Origin of the sequence: Dialister sp. UBA1703, from assembly GCA_002320515.1 — a bacterium.
GTDB lineage: Bacteria > Bacillota > Negativicutes > Veillonellales > Dialisteraceae > Dialister.
In genome coordinates this window covers 5,002-22,134 of sequence record DCJJ01000099.1, presented here as the reverse complement: position 1 = coordinate 22,134, position 17,133 = coordinate 5,002, and the positions used below count along the sequence as shown (strand labels likewise).

13 protein-coding genes are annotated in these 17,133 nt (G+C 51.0%); all 13 read left to right on the top strand.

Annotated features, from left to right (window positions below; genetic code table 11):
- Nucleotides 1–280: 280 nt before the first annotated feature.
- Entirely contained in the window at nucleotides 281–1,597 is a 1,317-nt protein-coding gene (locus B2Y11_RS04850; protein WP_291056874.1) for a replication-associated recombination protein A, read from the top strand.
- Between the two features lie 81 nt (nucleotides 1,598–1,678).
- On the top strand, nucleotides 1,679–4,189 hold the full coding sequence (locus tag B2Y11_RS04845; protein WP_291056876.1) for an FtsK/SpoIIIE family DNA translocase: 2,511 nt from the start codon (nucleotides 1,679–1,681) through the stop codon (nucleotides 4,187–4,189).
- 57 nt (nucleotides 4,190–4,246) lie between these two features.
- Entirely contained in the window at nucleotides 4,247–5,290 is a 1,044-nt protein-coding gene (locus B2Y11_RS04840) for an ABC transporter substrate-binding protein (protein ID WP_291056872.1), read from the top strand.
- Nucleotides 5,287–6,627, top strand: a complete 1,341-nt coding sequence (gene rimO / locus B2Y11_RS04835) for a 30S ribosomal protein S12 methylthiotransferase RimO (RefSeq protein WP_291056870.1) — start codon at nucleotides 5,287–5,289, stop codon at nucleotides 6,625–6,627. Before B2Y11_RS04840 ends, rimO begins: the two co-directional genes overlap by 4 nt.
- A gap of 15 nt (nucleotides 6,628–6,642) precedes the next feature.
- On the top strand, nucleotides 6,643–7,899 hold the full coding sequence (locus tag B2Y11_RS04830) for a competence/damage-inducible protein A (protein WP_291056867.1): 1,257 nt from the start codon (nucleotides 6,643–6,645) through the stop codon (nucleotides 7,897–7,899).
- Nucleotides 7,900–8,095: 196 nt separating this feature from the next.
- On the top strand, nucleotides 8,096–9,157 hold the full coding sequence (gene recA / locus B2Y11_RS04825; RefSeq protein ID WP_291056865.1) for a recombinase RecA: 1,062 nt from the start codon (nucleotides 8,096–8,098) through the stop codon (nucleotides 9,155–9,157).
- Complete coding sequence (locus B2Y11_RS04820) at nucleotides 9,120–9,605, top strand: regulatory protein RecX (RefSeq protein WP_414630736.1); 486 nt, start codon at nucleotides 9,120–9,122, stop codon at nucleotides 9,603–9,605. The genes recA and B2Y11_RS04820 overlap by 38 nt, the downstream gene beginning before the upstream one ends.
- A 246-nt stretch (nucleotides 9,606–9,851) precedes the next feature.
- Complete coding sequence (locus B2Y11_RS04815) at nucleotides 9,852–10,361, top strand: CtsR family transcriptional regulator (protein WP_291056863.1); 510 nt, start codon at nucleotides 9,852–9,854, stop codon at nucleotides 10,359–10,361.
- A gap of 4 nt (nucleotides 10,362–10,365) precedes the next feature.
- On the top strand, nucleotides 10,366–10,902 hold the full coding sequence (locus tag B2Y11_RS04810) for a UvrB/UvrC motif-containing protein (RefSeq protein WP_291056862.1): 537 nt from the start codon (nucleotides 10,366–10,368) through the stop codon (nucleotides 10,900–10,902).
- A complete protein-coding gene (locus B2Y11_RS04805) occupies nucleotides 10,899–11,954 on the top strand; it encodes a hypothetical protein (protein ID WP_291056861.1) in 1,056 nt (351 codons plus the stop codon). Before B2Y11_RS04810 ends, B2Y11_RS04805 begins: the two co-directional genes overlap by 4 nt.
- Nucleotides 11,955–12,069: 115 nt before the next feature.
- Nucleotides 12,070–14,490, top strand: a complete 2,421-nt coding sequence (locus B2Y11_RS04800) for an ATP-dependent Clp protease ATP-binding subunit (RefSeq protein WP_291056860.1) — start codon at nucleotides 12,070–12,072, stop codon at nucleotides 14,488–14,490.
- Between the two features lie 268 nt (nucleotides 14,491–14,758).
- Complete coding sequence (gene radA / locus B2Y11_RS04795) at nucleotides 14,759–16,156, top strand: DNA repair protein RadA (protein ID WP_291056858.1); 1,398 nt, start codon at nucleotides 14,759–14,761, stop codon at nucleotides 16,154–16,156.
- 200 nt (nucleotides 16,157–16,356) lie between these two features.
- Nucleotides 16,357–17,097, top strand: coding sequence for an NlpC/P60 family protein (locus tag B2Y11_RS04790; RefSeq protein WP_291056856.1), 741 nt, complete (start codon nucleotides 16,357–16,359; stop codon nucleotides 17,095–17,097).
- Nucleotides 17,098–17,133 lie beyond the last annotated feature (36 nt).

The window sequence follows — 17,133 nt, the reverse complement described above, 5'->3', positions numbered from 1 at the left end:
TGATTGAATCAGCGCTTCCCTAAGGACTTGAGGTGTGACAGGCCTTTGGACTGAGGAAAGATTCTCCATGCGGTTGTGGCTGCTGCTGCAGGCAGCAATAAAACGCATTGCCTCCAGGGCAATCCAGGACCCTGTGCGCCTTATGAACCGTTTGAACCCTCTGAACCCGGGCCGCCGCAGGCAGCCCCCCCCTTCACACGGAAAATCTGTTTGATTTTTCCTTCCATTCATGGGATAATAGAGGGGAAACATTTGTATTTGAGCGAGGCGTTGCTTTACTATGGACTCTTTATTTGATTATGACAATGGACAGACCGTTTCCTATGCGCCCCTGGCGGACCGCATGCGTCCTGAAAGGCTGGAGGATATTCTGGGCCAGGAAGGGGCGGTGGGGAAGAATTCCTTTCTTTACCGTATGATTGAGAAGGATACCATACCCTCCATCCTTCTTTTCGGACCTCCGGGCTGCGGGAAGACCACTATTGCTTCGGTGATTGCAAAGATGACGCACAGCCATTTTGTGAAGCTCAATGCTACAGCCAGCGGCACGAAGGATATCAGGGACGTAGTGTCCAAAGCAAAGGAGGACCTTTCGTACTATCGCAGAAGGACCATCGTATTTATTGATGAAATCCACCGCTTCAACAAGGGACAGCAGGACCTGCTCCTGCCCTATGTGGAGGATGGTACCATTATCCTCATCGGTGTCACCACAGAAAATCCCTACTTCGAAATCAACCGTCCTCTTTTGTCCCGGGTGCGGCTCATTCATTTGAACGCACTTCCTGAAAAAGCGGAAATCGAGATTCTGCGCCGCGCTTTGACAGACAAGGTAAAGGGCCTTGGTAATTATGGCTACCGGGCTTCCGATGATGTGCTTTCCATGATTTCTTCTTATGCCTCCGGCGATATCCGCATGGCATTGAACCTTTTGGAACAGGCCGCCTCCCTTCTTCCCATGAAGGGGACTTTGACAGTGAAAGAAATCAAAGAAGTTGCAGGGGACCATGTATCCGTATATGATAAGAACAGTGATTATCATTATGATATTGTGTCCGCTTTCATTAAGAGCATGCGGGGCAGTGACCCCGATGCGGCCCTTCATTACCTGGCCCGTATGATTCATGGCGGGGAGAAGACATCCTTTATTTCAAGGCGTATTATGATCTGCGCGGCGGAGGATGTGGGACTGGCGGATCCAAGGGCCCTTTCCGTGGCGGTGGCGGCAGCCCAGGCGGCGGAAATGGTGGGATTCCCGGAAGCACGGATTCCCCTGGCGGAGGCGGTGCTTTATATCTGCCTGGCACCGAAGAGCAACAGTGCCATCATGGGCATCGACAACGCTTCGGCAGAAGTAAGAACGAAAGCAGACTGGTCCATTCCGGGCTATCTGAAGGATGCCCACTACAGCGGAGCCCGTGAAATGGGTCACGGAAACGGATACCTCTATCCCCATGATTTCGGTGGATGGGTGGATCAGCAGTATCTGCCACAGGAACTTCGGGGCCATGTGTATTACAAGCCTGTAAGAAACGGGGAAGAAGCCCCTATTTCCCGGGCCTGGGAAATACGAAGAAATAAAGGAAGCACTGATTAATTGACGGAGTCTGCTTTACGGAAACAGAGCAGACCATTGAATCAGCGCTCCCTGAGAAACAGGAGTGAGTGATTGAAAAGTATGAAGAAAAAGACCACGACCGCCAGACGGCGGAAAAATGATGGATCTAGTAATTATGAAATATCAGGCATCATCATCTTCTGCTTTGGCATTTTTACCTTTATCAGCCTTTTCAGCCAGAGTACGGGAATGATGGGAAAATGGGTAAGTGACGGCATTCATTTCCTCTTCGGTCTGGGGGCGCCCGCAGCGGCCCTGTTCCTTGTCCTTTTTGGATTGAAATATGCCCTGGCAGCAAGGGGCATTGCCATGAGCCGGAGAAATGGGCTGCTTTTTTGCCTATTCCTTCTTTTCCTCTGCCTTGTGCATCACTACTATGTCCCCTTTGGGAAAGAAATGGAAATTTCTGAAATCCTTTCCTACGGCGGCCTGGCCGGCGGTGGACTGACGGCTTTTTTTCATCTGGTGCTGGGGGAAATCGGTACCACCATCCTTCTTCTGGGACTCTCTGTGGTGAATATCCTTCTTCTGACCCACTGGTCCCTGTCCAGGGGCGCTGAAAAGGTGGGCACCAGGGCCCAGAAAATCAGTGCGAAAACAGGAGAAAAGCTGGGCGGCGTGGCCCAGAAAATCAGGGAGAAGAAAGCAGCCATGGATGCGGCCCGTTCCGCGGCCCGGCTGGAAGAACTGAAGGATAAGCCTACGGAATTTATTTTTAAGAAGAAAAAAACAGAGGAACCGGAAGAGGAAAAAGAACAGGCAGTGGAGATGCCGGCTGAATCAGAAGAGGAAGTTCCTCTTACTGAACCTATGACAGAAGATTCTTCTGCGGTGGAAGAACCGGAAGCGCCGGTGGAAGGGGAAGAGCTTCCGGAAGAAGAAATACCTCCTGCATTTCCCCTCCCGGAAGGAGAAGAAGTGGAGGAAGAGGAAGAAATACCGCCGGAAGAGCTTGCTGAAGCAGCAGCAGAGGAACCGTCTCCGGCGGTGGAAGAAAATCCTGCGCCCTCTCCCATAAAGGCTGAAGACGAAAAGGAAATCACTCCTTCCCGTCCATCCATTACGGCCATTGTGAAACCGGAATATAAATTTCCGCCTCTCACTCTTCTCCATACGGATAATGCCAAAGGGGAAAGCCGGAGCGATGTGGCAAAGAATGCAGCTACCATCGAATCCACCCTGCGGAGTTTCGGCGTCATGGCCAAGGTCATTCATGCCAGCGTAGGCCCTACGGTGACAAGGTTTGAACTACGGCCGGAAGTAGGGGTGAGGGTGAGCAAGATCGAAGGCCTTTCCAACGAACTGGCCATGGCCCTGGCGGCCACCCATATCCGTATCGAGGCACCGATTCCCGGTAAATCGGCAGTGGGCATCGAAATCCCCAATGCCCAGTCCGCTTCCGTGCCTCTCCGGGATGTGCTTGACAGCGGTGAATTTAAAAATGGTAAAGGCCATATCCTGGTAGCTTTAGGCAAGGATATTACCGGCAAGCCGGTGGTGACGGATCTGGCAAAAATGCCTCATCTTCTCATTGCAGGCTCCACGGGTTCCGGTAAATCGGTGTGCATTAATTCCATTATTACCAGTATCATTTACCACAGCCGTCCGGAAGACGTGAAACTCATGCTTATCGACCCGAAGGTGGTAGAACTTTCTGTATACAATGGCATTCCCCATCTTCGTACCGAAGTCATTACCAACATGAAGAAGGCCGAAGGCGCCCTGAACTGGGCTGTGCGGGAAATGGAAGCACGGTACCAGCTCTTTGCCGGTGCCAAGGTGAGAAATATCGAAGGCTATAATAAGCAGAATCCGGACAAGAAAATGCCCTATATCCTCATTATTGTAGATGAATTTGCAGATCTCATGAATGTGGCGGCCAAGGAAGTGGAAGTGCTTATCCAGCGTCTCACCCAGAAAGCCAGAGCTGCCGGCATCCATCTGATCCTTGCCACCCAGCGTCCTTCTGCTGACGTCATTACAGGGGTCATCAAGTCCAATATCCCCAGCCGTATAGCCTTCATGGTGGAATCGGCCCTGAATTCCCGCATCATTCTGGATGAGGGAGGCGCAGAAACCCTTCTGGGGAAGGGGGATATGCTTTTCAAACAGGCCGGGGCCCTGACCACGGTCCGTGTCCAGGGTGCTTTTATTTCCGATGAAGAAGTGGAAGCGGTGGTGGACTATGTCCGCAATGAATGCCTTGAGCAGGAAAAGGAACCGGTGAAATACGAACCTATCGATTTGTCGGTACCGGATAAGAAGGAAGAAACGGAGAACGAGGATGAAGAGGAGCAGGATGATCTTCTGGAAGAAGCGGCGGAATGGGTGCTGGACACGAAGAGAGCCTCCGTTTCCGCTCTGCAGCGCCGTTTCCGTATCGGCTACACCCGGGCGGGAAGGCTGATGGACTCCATGGAACGGCTTGGCATCGTCGGACCTGCCGATGGTGCCAAGCCAAGGGAAATCAGGATGGATAAGATGAAGGCCCAGGAGCTTTTGGAGACCATGAAGAATGGCGGGCCTTCGGAGGCACCAAAGGAAACAGCAGACCGGGAAGGCCTGGACTGATACATGCTTTCCCTTTCTCCGGAGCAGATATGATATAATTTGGCAAGAGGTGGTTCCATGAAACGACTGGCTTCCGTTTTTCTATTTCTGCTGATGGCAGCCCTTGCATTCTGGGGCATCCTTCGCTTTGCCCGCCAGCAGGCGGAGGCAAAGGCGGAGAAAATGAATCCGTCGGAATATGTGACAGTGTATACGGATATGCCCAGCGGCATGCTGGAGGCTTTAGGCGATTCTTTTTATATGGACAGCGGGCTGAAAATGAATGTGGTGTATCAGTCCAAATCCCAGCTTTTAAGAGCAGGAAATCAGGATGACCTGCCGGCTCCCGATTTGTACATCACATCCCAGGATGCGCTTATACATTTGAAAGGGGATAACAGGCTTGTTCCCTATGCCTCTGCCCAGACCGATACGGCCCTTAATCTTTTTAAGGATGAAGAGTGCTACTGGACGGGACTTTGGGTAGACCCGGTGGTCTTTGCAGTGAATGAAGACTATGCAAGAAAGCACCCTGCTTTTTCCTATACCTGGGATGAGGTGCTTACAAGAAGTTCCGTCCGCCTTTCCATGACTGACTTCATTGCCGCCGACATGGCGGAGGATCTGCTCATGTGCATGGCAGAGCATTTCGGTATCGAGCATACCTTTGCACTTTTAAGCAGGGCGCAGAACCAGATCGTGCAGTACGGCAAGTACCTGTCCACTCCTTCCCGTATGGCAGGGATGGGGAAATGCGATATCGGTATTTCCGGGCTGAATGAAGCCATCCGAAGCAGAAAGGAAAAAATGCCGGTGGAAATTATGTATCCCGAAGACGGATCCCCCTGGTATCTTTTCGGCGGCGGCATTTCCGCCGATGCTTCTCGCCCTGAAAGGGGAGAGAAGCTTTTGAACTGGCTTCTCACTTCTTCCGAATACAAAGATAAAATGGAAGAAAACGGGTATTATTATGTTTATGTAAATGATTCCAATATGAAACCGGACGGCAGTGGGCATTCCCTGTCTTTCTGGAATCTGGAAAAAATGTATTTTGACGAAGGAAGGAAAGATCTGCTCACCCGCTGGGGTGAAAAGATACGTTTTGGAGGTACGAACAGTTGAAGAGAAAACTCGGATTTATCAGCCTGGGATGTTCCAAGAACCTGGTGGACACGGAAATGATGGTAGGCATCATGGAAAAGGCAGGCTATGAGCTGACGGAGGATCTGTCAGAAGCCCAGGTCATCATGATTAATACCTGTACTTTTATCGACCCTGCCAAGGAAGAATCAGTCCAGACCATTCTGGAAGCGGCGGAATACAAGAAAACAGGAAAATGCGAGAAGCTGGTGGCCGCCGGATGCCTCACCCAGCAGTATAAAGAAGCGCTGGCAAAGGAAATCCCTGAAATCGACGTGTTCATAGGTACCGATTCCTGGCAGCATATCCTGGATGCGGTGAATGAATCCTATGAAAGGGACGAAAAGGTATTCAGCTTTGATACCACCCCCTGTGCCAATGAGGAACTCATCCCCCGGCAGACTCTGACGCCCAAGTATTCTGCCTATGTGAAAATCGCAGAGGGCTGCAGTAATGGATGCACCTTCTGCTACATTCCCTATGTACGGGGTCCCATGCACAGCCGGCCCATTCCTTCCATTGTCCATGAAGTGAGGAGACTGGCTGCCAATGGCACTAGGGAATTCAATCTCATTGCCCAGGATCTTTCCTGCTATGGCAGGGATTTAAAGAACGGCACCAGTCTGGCCGCCCTTCTCAGGGAACTGGTGAAGATTGAAGGGGTGAAATGGATTCGTCTCTTTTATCTCTATCCCACCTATTTTGATGACGAGCTGCTTCATGTGATCCTTACGGAAGACAAAATCTGCAAATACGTGGATATTCCCCTCCAGCACATCAGTGATCCTGTGCTGCAGCGCATGCACAGAAGGGATTCTTCTGAAAGCATCAGAACCCTTCTCCATAAGCTTCGTGCCGCTTCTCCCCGCATGACCATCCGCACCACCCTCATGGTGGGCTTCCCGGGAGAGACAGAGAAGGATTTCAAAGAACTCTGCGATTTCATCAAAGAAGTCCGTTTTGATGATATGGGGGCCTTCAAGTTCTCTCCCCAGGAGGGAACACCGGCAGCCCGGATGACAGACCAGATTGAAGAAGAGGTGAAGGAAAACCGGTACCATGAGCTCATGGCCATCCAGGCCGGTATTTCCGAAGAGAATAATGAAAACCTTATTGGCGTGGAAACGGAGGCCCTGGTGGAAGAACTGGTGGATGACGGCGAAGGCCATATGCAGGCTAAGGGCCGCACCGCTTTCCAGGCGCCGGAAGTGGATGGCAATGTGTACATTGATAATCCGGGAGATTTAAAACCCGGCTATTTTGTAAAAGTTAAAATTGTAGACGGCTACGCCTACGATCTCATTGCGGAAAGAATTTAATTTCCGGGGAAATCTATGATTACTGAAATCGTGACCACCGGCTCTGAGCTTCTCCTTGGGGAGATTGCCAATGAGAATGCCCAGTGGCTGGCATCCTTTCTGAACGAACATGGTTATACGGTGGCCTATATGACCACCGTAGGGGATAATCCCTCCCGCATGGAGGAAACATTCCGCCATGCCCTTACCCGGGCAGACCTTGTCATTACCTCCGGCGGTCTGGGCTCCACTCTGGGAGACATTACAAAGAAGGCAGGAGCTTCGGTGATGGACCTTCCCTATGTTCATGTGGAAGAAGAATCGAAGCGGCTTCGGAAATACTATGAAGATAAACACCGCCCTTTTCTGCCCTCTCTGGACCGGCAGGCCTGGTTTGCAAAGGGAGCCCATCTCTTCTTCAATGAGGCCGGCTCCGCCAGCGGCTCGGCAGTGGAAAAGGGAGGCAAAATCCTTATCCATCTTCCTGGGCCGCCCTTTGAAATGAAAACCATGATGAGAAACCAGGTTATGCCCTGGCTTGACAGGAAGCTGGGCTCCCAGGGGATCATCCGCTCCCTTGTGCTTTCTGCTGTCCATATGACGGAAGCGGAAATTGAAGAAAAGATAGGGGACCTGCTCCGGGCCCAGTCCAATCCCACCATCGCCCTTCTGGCTAGACCGGGTTATGTGGCGGTGAGAGTGACTGCCAAAGGGGTGGATGAAGAAGAAACCATGGCCCTTATCGAAAAGACGGCAGGTGAAATTGAAAAAAGGATGCCTGTTTCCCGTTACCATCTGGAGGGGGATGTACTCCATGATCTTCATGAATTCCTTCTGAAGGAAGGACTGACGGTGAGCGCGGCGGAATCCTGTACCGGCGGCCTGATCGGGAAATTCCTGACCGACAACCCCGGCAGCTCCTCCTATTTCAAGGGAAGCGCCGTGACATACTGGAACGAAACAAAGGAAAAGGTGCTTTCCGTAAGGAAGGAAGACCTTGACCAATTCACTGCCGTCAGCGCTCCTGTGGCTGAAGAGATGGCAGAAGGCTCCCGCAGCCTCTACGGAAGCGATATAGCCGTTTCCACCACCGGCTACGCCGGCCCCGGCAAAGGGGAAAGGGGAGAGGATGCCGGCCTTGTGTATATCGGTATTGCAGGCTCTTGGGGAACGGAAGTGCACAGAGAGCAGTTCTTCGGCTCCCGAAGAAGCGTACGTTACGGAGCGGCGGAAAAAGCACTGTACTACCTGCTGCAGTATGGAAAAAAAGTGAAACTTGGGAAGAACGGTTAGACATTTTTCATATATAGGTTCCAACAAAATAACGCAAAGCTGCATGCCGGTATGAGCATGAATGTTTCCGGACTCTGTTGAAACCCTGGATCCATACACCTCACCCCATTGTGGCATGTACCATTGAATAGTAAAATAAGAATAAAGATTCAATAAGTTAGGAAGGTTTCCTTCCCATTTCATAAGGAGGATTTCCATGGCAAACCAAACAGAATTAAGCCCGGAAAAGAAAAAGGCCCTTGAAAGTGCCATGCACCAGATTACAAAGGAATTCGGACAAGGCTCCATTATGCGTCTGGGGGATATGGGGGACAAGCTGGACATTGATGTCATTCCCACCGGCTCCCTGGCCCTTGATATTGCAGTCGGTGTAGGCGGCTATCCAAGAGGCAGGGTTATCGAAATCTATGGCCCCGAATCTTCCGGTAAAACCACCTTGGCTCTCCATGCCATTGCAGAAGCCCAGAAGCTGGGCGGCGTGGCTGCCTTCATTGATGCAGAACATGCGCTGGATCCCATGTATGCCCATCATCTGGGCGTGGATACGAAGGATCTCCTGATTTCCCAGCCGGACAGCGGTGAACAGGCCCTTTCCATCTGTGAATCCCTGGTACGAAGCGGCGCTGTGGACATCGTGGTCATCGACTCCGTAGCAGCCCTGGTGCCGAAGCAGGAAATCGAAGGGGATATCAGCGACCAGTCCGTGGGCCTCCAGGCTCGCCTCATGAGCAAAGCCCTGAGAAAACTCACCGGCATTATCAGCAAATCCAGGACCATTGTGATTTTCATCAACCAGATCCGCGAAAAGGTGGGGGTTATGTTCGGCAACCCGGAAACCACCACCGGCGGCCGGGCCCTGAAGTTCTACGCTTCCATGCGCATTGAAATCAGAAGGGCTGAAGCTATTAAGAGCGGTACCGAAGTCATTGGCAACCGCACCAGAGCCAAGGTGGTCAAGAACAAGGTGGCTCCGCCTTTCAAGGTGGCGGAATTCGATATTATGTATGGCGAAGGCATTTCCAAGGAAGGCACCCTGCTGGATATTGCGGTGAATATGGACATTATCCAGAAGAGCGGCGCCTGGTACTCCTATAAGGGAAGCCGTATCAGCCAGGGCAGGGAGGCTGCCAAGACTTACCTGAGAGAGCATCCCGATGTGGCAGCGGAAATCGACAAGATTATCCGCGACACCCTTGTTGTAGAACCGGACCATTTCGAAGATGGCGTATTATCGGAACAGGACGGGGAAGAGCAGTGACAGAAGCTGCTATGAAGCAGCTCTTCACCTGTTGAAATATCGGGGCCAGAGTGAGATGGAAATGAGGCGGAAGCTGAAGGAGCGGAGCTATGGCCAGGATGAAATCGAAAATACGGTGAGCCGGCTGAAGCATTACGGCTACGTGGATGATGAAAGCCTGGCGGAGGATGTATTCCGTGCTTTCAGAAACCGCCGCTGCTACGGCAATACCTATATCCTGCAGAAAATGAAGGCCCGGGGTCTTCCCTGTCCCTACCGTATCCCGGAAGAGGAAGAAAGGGATAATGCCTGCCGTGTGCTTAGGAGCCGGGCAAAGGCCCTGCCTTCCATCCTTTCAAATTACAGAAAGGCAGCCTCCTTCCTGGCAAGGCGGGGATTCTCCTCATCCATTATCTTTTCCGCTCTTGCCGAAGCGGGGGTAGAAGAATCGGACAGCAATTTCCTGTAATTTCATTTCACAAAAGTCAAAAGACAAAATAAATAGTCAAGAAATTGAAGCCTTTCCCTCTGCGGGAGAGGCTTTTTTCTTGGAAATTCATGTGAATATATACGGAATTTACGAATGATTTCATCTTCATGGAATGCAAAGAAAGCAATAAGTAAAATTTTTGATTTTACTTATTGACTATTTGACATTATGGCGATATAATAGATTCGAAAGTTGAGAGAGGTTATGGAAAGTGGTGAGTGTTAAATGAATAATACAATGCTGTCAGACAGAATTGAAAAGTTCATTCTGGAAATGCTTGATAAGGAAACAAATGACCAGGTCATGCTGAAAAGAAAGGATGTGGCGGATCTGTTAGAATGCGCCCCGTCCCAGGTTACCTATGTGATTAATACCCGGTTTTCCTCTGATGACCGGTTTGTAGTGGAGTCCCGGAGGGGAAGTGGGGGATACATCAAGATTTCCCTCAGAAGCGGAAGTCTTCCCCAGACTTCAAAGCAAGAATCCCAGGGAGAGCGGGCAGGAAAAAGCAGGCCTGCAAGGCCGGGAGAAAATCCAAACAGCATTGAGGCCATAGAAAACGACCTGGACGGGTACTACCGCATGCTTGTTGATTATGACATTATTTCCAGTCAGGAATACCGACTGATTTGTGCAATGACCCGTACCATGCTTGAATATTGTCCTGAAAGCCACCGCAGGGAGGCGGCCAAGACTATGATTCACCGCATTGAATGGGCCTTGAAAGGAGATTGAAACTATGCTTTGTGATCGTTGTCATGGAAGAGAAGCAGTGGTCCATGTGACACAGATCGTCAATGGCCATAGAACAGAAAAACATCTGTGCAGGGAATGCGCAGCGAAAGAAAATCTTATGCATCCGTCCATGGATTTCTTCGGACATGATTTATTCAGAAACAGCTTTGACAGTTTCTTCAATGACGGTTTCATGAATTCTCTTTTCCGTCCGGCAAGGACGGCCATCGAAAGCCTTTCCTGTCCGGAATGCGGAAAGAAGTATGAGGATTTCAAAAAAGACGGCCTTCTTGGCTGCCCCGGCTGCTATGAAGCTTTCCGGGAAAAACTCCGCCCCGCCTTCCAGCACATGCAGGGGGCGCATCGCTACAGCGGTGACGAGCCGAAGAAAGCGGAAGCAAAGGAAGAATCACCGGAGCTGAAGGAACTTCGAAACAGGCTTTCCAAACTGGTGGCCGATGAAAATTATGAAGAGGCTGCCAAAGTAAGGGATGAAATCCATAAGAAGGAGCAGGAAGGTAAAGGAGGCACATCCAAATGACCCTACAGGAAATACTGGAAAACGAGCTTCCCCGGTGGGCCCGGATTACAAAAGATGATCCTGTCATCTTTACCAGGATTTCTCTTTTGAGAAATATAAAGAGCACCCGCTTTCCCGCCGCACTTCCTGATGAAGAAAAGAAAGAAGCGGCAGGAAAGCTGGATGAAGCTGTGCGGTACCTCAATGACCATGGTTTGGGAACTTTCCTTCCCTACAGCATGGAGTCATTGAATGAGCAGGAAAAGGAAATCCTCTCAGAAAAAGGATTTCTTCCTGATGGGGCTGCATCGCTGGATGGAAACAGCCGGCTCTATCTCAATGAAGACGGCAGTCTTGCCATCAGGACCAATGTCCATGACCATCTGGCTTTCCTGGGCTTTTCCGGCGGCAATACGGTATACAGCCTGTGGAAAAGGACGGCCCGCCTGGCAGAGGAAGCATCGGACATTCTGGACTATGCCTTTGACAGGGAATTCGGCTATCTTACCGCATCACCCCAGTTTACCGGTTCCGGCATGAAGATAGTATCCTTCCTGTTTCTGCCTGGATTCTCCCTCCACGACAGGATAGGGAGCCTTTCCGAATTTCTGGAGCTTCGCGGTTTCCATCTTTCTCCTGCCGCAGGAAAAGCAGACAGCCGCTATCCCTTCTACCTGTTGGAAAATACAAAGTCTCTGGGAATCCGTGAAGGGGACTACGTATCGGAACTGGATAAAATTCTCCAGGAAATCACATCGGAGGAAAAGAATCTTTGGAAAGATACTTTTGAAAGCTCGGAGGATGACCTGAAAGACCGTGTCTTCCGGGCGCTGGGCATTATGAAATATGCAAGGCGCATGAGCCGCAAAGAAGCTCTCTACCTGGCAGGCCTCATCCGCATGGGCATTAATGCGGATATGATTCCCGATGAAGACGGCCTTACCTTCTACCGCCTCTATTCCCTTGTCCCTGACAGTCAGGTGGCTGAAATCACACGAAGCAGCAGGGAAGATGAAGGAAGCCTTGAAAAATGGAGATCCGCCCTTCTCCGGGATGTTTTGAAAGACCTGTAATTTGAATTCATGATTTCACAAATTCCGCTGTGCATTCACAGCTTTATCGCATAGATTTTTTATCGTATAGATGTACCAAATGGTTCAAAAACTCTGAAGCAAAGGAGGAGTTATTATGGAAGATAGATTTACTGACGGCGTGAAAAATGCCTGGAAATTTGCCGCTTCCGAAGCTGCCAGACTGGGCAGCGACTATATCGGTACGGAACATCTTCTTCTGGGTATTGCCCATGAGAAAGATACTGCCGGCGGCAAGATTTTAAATTCCCTGGGCGTTACGGTGGAAGCGGTGGAACAGCTGCTGTCCCAGTACAGCCAGGGTCGGTCCCTCTTCAGCACCGGTGAAATCTACGCAGCACCCCGTACGAAGAGAGTGCTGGAAATGGCTGTGGAAGAGGCCAATGAACTGGGTAATTCCTATGTAGGCACGGAACATCTGCTGCTGGCCATTCTTCATGAAGGCGGCGGCCTGGCTGTCCGTATCCTGGAAAGCTTCAACGTGACGCAAGACAAACTGGAAAAGGCCTTTGAAAAATTCCTTTCCGAAGACAGCAGCAAGTCCGATAAATCTGCTAATCTGGGAGATCTGGACGGCTTTGCAGTGGACCTGAATGAAAAGGCCAAACAGGGGAAAATCGATCCGGTCATCGGCAGAAATGATGAGATCAACCGGGTCATCCAGATTCTCTCCCGCCGCAACAAGAACAACCCTGTCCTTATCGGTGAACCGGGTGTAGGTAAGACTGCCATTGCGGAAGGTCTGGCTCAGCGCATTGTGAATAACGATGTACCGGAAATCCTGAAAAACTGTCATATTATTTCACTCAATATGTCCTCCGTGGTGGCTGGTACCAAGTACAGAGGCGAATTCGAGGAAAGACTGAAAAAAGTCATTGATGAAGTGAAGAAGCACAAAGACTGGATTCTCTTCGTAGATGAACTGCACACCCTGGTAGGCGCCGGTTCCAGCGAAGGCTCCATGGATGCAGCCAACATTATGAAACCGGCCCTGGCAAGAGGGGAACTGCGCTGCATCGGTGCCACCACCTTGAAGGAATACAAGAAATACATTGAAAAGGATGCAGCTTTGGAACGCCGTTTCCAGCCGGTAAAGGTTGGCGAACCGACGCCGAAGGATACCCTGGAAATCCTGAAAGGCCTCCGCGACCGCTACGAAGCCTTTCATAAGGCAAAGATTACGGATGAAGCCCTGAAAGCGGCAGTGGACCTCTCCGGCCGTTACATTACCGACCGTTTCCAGCCGGATAAGGCCATCGACGTCATTGATGAAGCCGCTGCCAAAGTCCGCATGGAAGCATCCTCTACACCGGAAGGATTGAAGAAGAAGGAAGAGGAGCTGGAATCCATTAACAAAGAAAAGGAAGCAGCCGTTTCTTCCCAGAATTTTGAAAAAGCAGCCATTTACCGCGACCAGGCTAAAAAACTGCAGACTGAAATCGACGGGCTGAAGAAAGACTGGAAAGGCGGAGACCATGACCATTTAACGGTTACTGAAGAAGATGTGGCAGAAGTGGTATCCAAATGGACCGGCGTACCGGTGCAGAACTTGAAGAAGAGTGATTCTGAACGGCTGCTTCATCTGGAAGACGAACTCCATAAGAGAGTCATCGGACAGGATGAAGCCGTCTATGCGGTGGCCACCGCCATCCGCCGCGCAAGGGCCGGCATGAAGGATCCGAAACGTCCTATCGGCTCCTTCCTCTTCCTGGGCACCACCGGTGTAGGCAAAACCGAACTGGCAAGGGCACTGGCTGAGTGTATGTTCGGCAGCGAGAAGAACATGATTCGTTTCGATATGTCTGAATACATGGAGAAACATGAAGTCTCCCGTCTCGTTGGTGCACCTCCAGGATATGTAGGCTATGAAGAAGGGGGCCAGCTCACCGATGCTGTGCGCCGCAATCCCTACAGCGTCATCCTCTTTGATGAAGTAGAAAAAGCCCATATGGACTTCTTCAACATCCTCCTGCAGGTTCTTGACGACGGCCGTCTGACTGATGGCCAGGGCAGGACCGTGGATTTCACCAACTGCGTCATCATTATGACCAGTAACCTGGGGTCCAACTTCCTCAAAGGCCACATGGGCAAACAGCTTGGCTTCTCTTCCGGTGAAAAAGAAGAAAAGAAAGAATCCTTCGAAGATATCAGAAAGATGATTATGGACCAGGTGAAACGGACCTTCCGCCCTGAATTCATCAACAGAATCGATGAAATCATCGTATTCCATCCCCTCACTCCGGAAAACCTCTCTGAAATCGTAGACCTCATGCTGAAGAAAGTAGCAGGCAAACTGGAACACTTCCATGTCACCCTGGACGTTTCCGACGAAGCCAAAAAGGTGATTATCGCCGATGGTACCGATGTAGAATACGGTGCCCGTCCGCTGAAGAGAACCATCCAGAAAGAACTGGAAGATCCTATTTCCGAACTTATCCTCCAGGACGGCCTGAAAGACAAGAAAGTCCTCCACGTAGACAAAGACGAAAAAGGCAAACTCACTTTCAAGGCAGAATAATCGTTTGAGTAGAATGTAGTATAATGGAGCTGTGCATAACGCATGGCTCCATTTTTTATACATCAACCGGGGCCGCTCTGCGACCCGCATAGGCCCCGCCGCCCGCCTGTCTTCCCGGTACTGCTCTTTTGCGTCCCTTTGAGGGGCGGCAAGCGAACGAATTTTGCAGGGACCCCAGGCGACTGAAAATTTCGTGAGACGCTTTCCCGTGGAGAGAGGGCCGCGGCACGGTCAGCCAAACAATATATAAGCAGCAAAGGAGACTCCTATGAGTGCCAAAGTACGTACGAAATACATATGCTCCAACTGCGGAGCGGAAACGTTGAAATGGATGGGGCGCTGCCCCCAGTGCGGGGAGTGGAATACCTTGGAGGAGCGGGTGGAGACGCCGGCACCTAAAAGCATGGGTCCCTCTCTTTCCGTAAATCTGCAGGGAAATGCCAAACCCCAGAAACTTTCAGCCATTCATTTCAATGGGGATAAGCGCATCCTTCTTCACATGAAGGAAGTGGACCGTCCTCTGGGCGGTGGTATTGTGAAAGGATCCGTCATTCTCTGGGGCGGGGAACCGGGCATCGGCAAATCCACCCTGATTCTCCAGATCTGCCATGCCATGGCCTCCCAGGGAGAAGGGGTGCTTTACTGCAGCGGCGAAGAATCGGAAATTCAGGTGAAGATTCGGGCTGAAAGGCTCCATGTGAATGATGAAAACTGCTATATTTATGCGGGCAGCAGCATAGACAGCATTTTGAAAGAGGCGGAGACCCTGAAGCCTTCCATGCTGGTCATCGACTCCATCCAAACCATGTATATTTCCGGCGTGGATTCCCCCATGGGAAGCCCTGCCCAGATTAGGGACTGCACCTCTGCCCTGGTGCGGTTTGCCAAGCAGACCAATATTTCCGTCATGATTGTAGGCCACGTGACCAAGGAAGGAAATCTGGCAGGCCCCCGCATTCTGGAACACATGGTGGACGTGGTGTTCTACCTGGAAGGGGACAGAAGCTACCAGTTCCGGGTGCTCCGCACGGTGAAAAACCGATTCGGCTCCACCGCCGAGTCCGGCCTCTTCGTGATGGAAGGAAACGGGCTCAAAGGCATTGAAGACCCGTCAAGGTACATGCTCCGAAACCGCAGCGACTCCGCTCCCGGCTCCATGGTGGTGGCCTGCATGGAAGGCCTTCGGCCGGTGCTGGTGGAAATCCAGGCGTTAACCGTCCACTCCGTGCTGGCCATTCCCCGAAGAATTGCGGCAGGCTGTGACTATAACCGCATGATCATCCTTCTGGCGGTCTTGGAAAAACGGGCCCGCATTCCCTTTTCATCGGATGACGTGTATCTCAACGTGGCAGGAGGCTTCCGTGTCAAAGAAACGGCGGCGGATCTGGGCATTACCCTGGCCCTTGTTTCCGTGAAAAAAGATATTCCCCTGCCAAGGGGACTGATGGCACTAGGGGAAATCGGTCTAACCGGTGAAGTCATGCCCGTTTCCAAAATCGGCCCCAGACTCAAGGAAGCGGTGAAAATGAAGTTCTCCCGCTTTATTCTTCCGGAAGGAAATAGGGAAGAAGTGACCGACTTCTGCAAAAGCAGCGGCCTTACTGCCTTTATGGACTCCGTGGTATTTGTCAAACACCTGTCCGAAGCGGTGGAGTATATTCTGTAGTGGGCTGGTGTACTAGTGTACTAGTGTACTAGTGTACTAGTGATCTAGTAATCTAGTGTTCTATGAATGAATCAGTGCTTCCCTGATTCATAGAGGAAATTCTCTTCAAAATGTGGTAAAATAATAGAGAAATTAGCATGATATACTGGATAACTATGAGATTGAATGATGGATTTTGAAGAGTCAAAGGAAGTGCAGGCATGAAGAAGAAACTGTGCGTTCTGCTGCTGACAGGCGTGCTTGCTTTTGGAACAGCAGGGATTTCACAGGCAGATTACATGATCGGCTCCCAGGGGCCGGAGGTGCGGAATCTGCAGAAAAGGCTGAATGTATATGGGTTCAAGGTAAGAACCGATGGAAATTATAATGTGGCTACTGCCAATGCGGTGAAGAAGTTCCAGCGAAGGAAACATCTTTCCGCCGATGGGATTGTGGGGCCGGTGACTTATAAGGCTCTTATGGGAAAGACCATGTACACATCCCATGCCAAACCGGCCGGACGGGGAAATGCTTCCATTCCCTATGTGGGCATTGATGATTCCCGGGTGGAATGGCATAAGGCGGGCCCCATGAGCGACACGGTGAAAGCGATTACCACGGAGGCCCAGAAGTATCTGGGGGTGCCTTACCAGTTTGGCGGCACCACACCGTCAGGCTTTGACTGCTCCGGATTTATCCAGTATGTGTTTAACAGAAAGGGCATTATCCTTCCCCGCGGGGCAGACGAACAGTACCTGTCCGGCCGGAAGATTTCCGTGAATGCCCTGGAACCGGGAGATTTGGTCTTTTTCAAGACCTATGAGGAGGGAGTATCCCATTCCGGACTGTACCTGGGAGATGGATATTTCATTTCCGCCACCAGCAGCCGGGGCGTAGCTGTGGCTACCATGAAGAACGGCTACTGGCATGACCGGTATGTCGGTGCCAACCGGGTATTGTAAAATCTGAAACTAAGGAAGCACTGATTAATTCGCAGA

Excerpts from the sequence above, each read along its gene's own strand:
- B2Y11_RS04850 (WP_291056874.1), top strand. The coding sequence starts at position 281 with ATGGACTCTTTATTTGATTATGACAATGGACAGACCGTTTCCTATGCG.
- B2Y11_RS04845 (WP_291056876.1), top strand. The coding sequence starts at position 1,679 with ATGAAGAAAAAGACCACGACCGCCAGACGGCGGAAAAATGATGGATCT.
- B2Y11_RS04840 (WP_291056872.1), top strand. The coding sequence starts at position 4,247 with ATGAAACGACTGGCTTCCGTTTTTCTATTTCTGCTGATGGCAGCCCTT.
- B2Y11_RS04830 (WP_291056867.1), top strand. The coding sequence starts at position 6,643 with ATGATTACTGAAATCGTGACCACCGGCTCTGAGCTTCTCCTTGGGGAG.
- recA (WP_291056865.1), top strand. The coding sequence starts at position 8,096 with ATGGCAAACCAAACAGAATTAAGCCCGGAAAAGAAAAAGGCCCTTGAA.
- B2Y11_RS04820 (WP_414630736.1), top strand. The coding sequence starts at position 9,120 with ATGGCGTATTATCGGAACAGGACGGGGAAGAGCAGTGACAGAAGCTGC.
- B2Y11_RS04815 (WP_291056863.1), top strand. The coding sequence starts at position 9,852 with ATGAATAATACAATGCTGTCAGACAGAATTGAAAAGTTCATTCTGGAA.
- B2Y11_RS04810 (WP_291056862.1), top strand. The coding sequence starts at position 10,366 with ATGCTTTGTGATCGTTGTCATGGAAGAGAAGCAGTGGTCCATGTGACA.
- B2Y11_RS04805 (WP_291056861.1), top strand. The coding sequence starts at position 10,899 with ATGACCCTACAGGAAATACTGGAAAACGAGCTTCCCCGGTGGGCCCGG.
- B2Y11_RS04800 (WP_291056860.1), top strand. The coding sequence starts at position 12,070 with ATGGAAGATAGATTTACTGACGGCGTGAAAAATGCCTGGAAATTTGCC.
- radA (WP_291056858.1), top strand. The coding sequence starts at position 14,759 with ATGAGTGCCAAAGTACGTACGAAATACATATGCTCCAACTGCGGAGCG.
- B2Y11_RS04790 (WP_291056856.1), top strand. The coding sequence starts at position 16,357 with ATGAAGAAGAAACTGTGCGTTCTGCTGCTGACAGGCGTGCTTGCTTTT.